This window comes from Deinococcus pimensis DSM 21231 (assembly GCF_000519345.1).
In the GTDB taxonomy this organism is placed as follows: Bacteria; Deinococcota; Deinococci; order Deinococcales; family Deinococcaceae; genus Deinococcus_A; species Deinococcus_A pimensis.
The window spans coordinates 86088-89555 of record NZ_KI912637.1 but is presented as its reverse complement, the minus strand read 5'-3'; the positions used below and the strand labels follow the sequence as shown (position 1 = coordinate 89555).

The following is a 3468-nucleotide window of genomic DNA, read 5'->3' as shown; positions in this document are numbered from 1 at the left end:
CCGCGCCGCGCAGGGCGTCCGAGCGCAGGCCGCGCGCGGCGAGGAGTTCGTCTCCCGCGCGCTGAGCCGCGTGGCTGAAGGCCGTCTCGCCCTCGCGGCGCAGGTCCCCGACCTCCTTGCCGAGCATGCGCGCGACGAGTTCGAGCTTCGTGATGCCCTGCATGTCGCCCTCGAAGACGGTGCGTCCGTCACGCATGACGGTGATGCGGTCGCACACGGCGTAGAGCTCGTCGAGGCGGTGCGAGACGAACACGACGGACACCCCCTCCGCCCTGAGCTGGCGGATGACGCCGAAGAGCGTCTCCACCTCGCGGTCGTCGAGGCTGCTGGTGGGCTCGTCCATGATGACGAGCCGACTTCTGATGCTGACGGCGCGCGCGATGGCGACCATCTGCTGCACGGCGACGCTGTGGTGCATCAGGGCCCGCGAGGGGTCCACCTGCACGTCGAAGCGCGCGAGCAGCGCGCGGGCCTCGGCGTTCATGCGCTTCCAGTCGAGGAAGGGCCCGCGCCGCGGTTCGCGTCCGAGGAAGATGTTCTCCGCGACGGAGCGGAACCCGACGAGGTTGACCTCCTGGTAGATGGTGCTGATGCCGCCCGCCTGCGCCGCGAGGGGCGAGTGGAACTCCACGTCCTTCCCGGCGAGGGTGACGGTGCCCGCGTCCCTGCGGTAGGCGCCCGTGAGGATCTTGATGAGGGTGCTCTTGCCGGCGCCGTTCTGGCCGATCAGGGCGTGCACCTCGCCCGGTCCGACGCTGAGGTGCGCGCCGCTGAGGGCGGGCACGCCGGAGAAGCTCTTGTCGATGCCCCGCATGACGAGCAGGGGTTCTGTGGGTTGCACGGTCGGTCCACCTCCGCGTTCATGGCGCCCGGGATCAAACTCCGAGGAGGGTGCCGCGCGCGGCACCCTCCCTGACGACGTGGATCAGTAAGCGGAGCTCAGGAGGGCCTTCGCGTTCTGCGGGGTGTACTCCTTGTCGGGGTTGATGATCTTGGTGGGGATCTTCTGACCGGCGGCGTACTGCTTGAGGGTCTCGAAGGCCTTGGGGCCGAAGCGGGGGTTGCACTCCACGACGTAGTTGATCTTGCCGTCCACGACGAGCTGCACGGCCTCGCGCCCACCGTCGATGGAGAGGACCATGACGTCCTTGCCGGGCTTCTTGCCCGCCGCCTCGAGCGCGGCGATCGCGCCGATGGCCATCTCGTCGTTGTGGGCGTACACGACGTTCACGTCGGGGTGCGCCTGCAGCAGCGTCTCCATGACCTGACGACCCTTGTCGCGGGCGAAGTCGCCCGTCTGGGACGCGAGGATCTTCATGTTGGCGTTGCCCTTGATGGCGTCCTCGAAGCCCTTGCGGCGGTCGTTGGCGGGGCTGGAGCCGGTCGTGCCGAGCAGCTGGATGATGCGCGCCTGGCCCTTCATGTTCGCCTTGAGCCAGTTGCCGACGCGCTGGCCTTCCTGGATGAAGTCCGAACCGATGAAGGTGACGTAGTCGTTGCCGGCCTTGGCGAGGCTCTGGTCGACGTTGCGGTCGAGCAGGATGACGGGGATGCCGGCGGCGCGGGCCTTCTTCACGGCGGCCGCGAGGGGCTTCTCCTCGCGCGGGGCGAGGAAGATGGCGTCGACGCGCTGCGCGATCATGCTGTCGACGTCCGCGACCTGCTTCGCGGCGGATCCGGCGGCGTCGGTGTAGACGAGCTGGTAGCCGAGCTTCTTCGCCTCGTCCTGCATGCTCTTGGTCTGCGCGATGCGCCAGGGGTTGTTGCTCTCGGTCTGCGCGAAGCCGACCTTGTAGGTCTTCTTCTGCGCGAGCTTCGGGAGGCCCTGGGCGAAGGCGACGACGGTGGTTCCGGTGGCGGCGAGGGCGGCGAGGGCGATGGTGAGGGTGCGTCGTTTGGGCGTCATGGGCATCCTTTCGTCTCGTGGTGGAGACCTGTCGCGGGGACGTGAGACCGACGGGCGAACTCCGGGGACGACGGCACAGACGTGAGGACGCCGTGGTGAGCGCCTCTTCCCTCTGGCCAGCACAGTGTGTGTGTGATCTTATTAATGCAAGACCAAGGCGGGGATGTCAAGGTGCCTGGTCGTCAATAGCTTCAGTTCTTTTGGTCGCGCGTCTTCATGAAGACGACGTGCCGGAGGGCGGTAGGCGGCGCCGAGCGCCCGGACGGCGTGGGAAACGGCGCCTGCCGCTGCTTTCGCAACTTTCGCTGGACGGGCGTTCGTCGGGTCGTCTCGTTGCCGCCTCACGCGACCTCACGTGCGACGTTGCGCCCTTCGCACCCCGGCGGCGGCGCTACCATGGAGGAACCATGCGCAACCTTCTGCTCGTCGGCGTGGGCGCCCTGCTGCTGACCGCCTGCGCGCCCAACCAGTCCGCCCAGTACCGCGTGGGCCGCATCGTCAACGTCACCACGGGCGCGGAGGGCCGCGTCCTGCTGGGCGGCTGGGGCTCCGTGACGGGCCGCAACACGGCCTCCGTGGAGCTCGGCGACGTCACGTACCAGGGCGAGTACAACGTCCTGAGCGCGGGTCAGCCCGTCCGGCTCGATCCCGTCTTCGGCGTCACCTTCGGAAGTGGCGCGGGCGGCACCGAGACGGGCTTCCGGGGGGGCCTGTACCTGCGGCCCAGCAACCTGCGTCAGGGCAACCTCGTCGTGCGCGCCGCGTCCGGCGCGGTCATCACCTGCGACCTCACGGTCGACGAGGCGAGCCGCGGCGTGGGCGGCTGTACCGACGGGCAGGGCCAGCGGTACAGCGTGCAGTTCTGAGTTCTAGACGTCCGGCCGCAGGGGGGGCTCCGCGTACGCCTGCGTGAGCCCGCACCGCGGGCAGGTGTAGAGCCGCAGCCCACTGCCCGCCGCCGAGAAGAGCGGCGCGGTGGTGGGCTGCAGGACCAGCTTCACCTGCCGCAGTTGCGCGGCGATGAGGGCCGCGCCGTCGTTCGGGCAGGTCTTCGTGTTCGCCTGTTCGTTCGTCATGGTTCCTCCAGTATTCGGCTTCTTCTCCATCGGCGCAGGCCGAGGTCGCGCAGCATCACCTGCGCGGCGTTCACACCGCACATGCCGTGAACGCCCCCGCCCGGCGGGGTCGAGGCCGAGCACAGGTACACGCCCCTCAGGGGCGTGCGGTAGGGTCCGGGCGCGAGTGCGGGACGGACGAGCAGGCCGCGCAGCGTGGCCTCTCCCCCGTTCACGTCGCCGCCCACGAGGTTCGGGTTGTACGCCTCGAACGCGGCGGCGTGCCGCGTGACGCGCGCGAGGACCGTATCGCGGAACCCGGGCGCGAAGCGCTCGATCTGCGCCTCGATCGCGTCCGTCATGTCCACCGTGGAGCCCGGCGGCACGTGACAGTACGCCCAGAAGGTGTGGCGGCCCCTCGGGGCGCGCGTCGGGTCGAACAGGGTGTGCTGCGCGGCCAGCACGAAGGGCCGCACGGGGTGACGGCCCGCCGCCACGTCCGCCTCG

Annotated in this window: 4 protein-coding genes and 1 pseudogene; 1 reads left to right on the top strand and 4 read right to left on the bottom strand. The window is 69.7% G+C overall.

The features are described from left to right. Both DEIPI_RS29795 and DEIPI_RS0109100 read right to left on the bottom strand, forming a co-directional pair. The coding region (locus DEIPI_RS29795; protein ID WP_211238269.1) for an ATP-binding cassette domain-containing protein at positions 1-841 on the bottom strand (841 nt) is incomplete at its 3' end. Positions 842-925: 84 nt separating this feature from the next. Next, positions 926-1906: an ABC transporter substrate-binding protein gene (locus DEIPI_RS0109100; protein ID WP_045233968.1), complete on the bottom strand. Its 981-nt coding sequence runs from the start codon at positions 1904-1906 to the stop codon at positions 926-928. 407 nt (positions 1907-2313) lie between these two features. On the opposite strand from DEIPI_RS0109100, the gene DEIPI_RS0109095 reads away from it, so the two are divergent. Beyond that, positions 2314-2772 carry a hypothetical protein gene (locus DEIPI_RS0109095; protein ID WP_027481583.1) on the top strand — a complete coding sequence of 153 codons (459 nt, stop codon included), beginning with the start codon at positions 2314-2316 and terminating at the stop codon, positions 2770-2772. 3 nt (positions 2773-2775) lie between these two features. Here the strand turns inward: DEIPI_RS0109095 and DEIPI_RS0109090 are convergent, their stop codons facing one another. After that, entirely contained in the window at positions 2776-2982 is a 207-nt protein-coding gene (locus DEIPI_RS0109090) for a hypothetical protein (RefSeq protein ID WP_027481582.1), read from the bottom strand. Next, positions 2979-3468 (bottom strand): annotated as a pseudogene (locus DEIPI_RS39345) (NAD(P)/FAD-dependent oxidoreductase); the annotation flags it as partial. The pseudogene DEIPI_RS39345 and the gene DEIPI_RS0109090, both read right to left, overlap by 4 nt.

Bases quoted from the DNA above. Each gene is read 5' to 3' on its own strand.
- DEIPI_RS0109100 (WP_045233968.1), bottom strand. From the start codon at position 1,906: ATGACGCCCAAACGACGCACCCTCACCATCGCCCTCGCCGCCCTCGCC.
- DEIPI_RS0109095 (WP_027481583.1), top strand. From the start codon at position 2,314: ATGCGCAACCTTCTGCTCGTCGGCGTGGGCGCCCTGCTGCTGACCGCC.
- DEIPI_RS0109090 (WP_027481582.1), bottom strand. From the start codon at position 2,982: ATGACGAACGAACAGGCGAACACGAAGACCTGCCCGAACGACGGCGCG.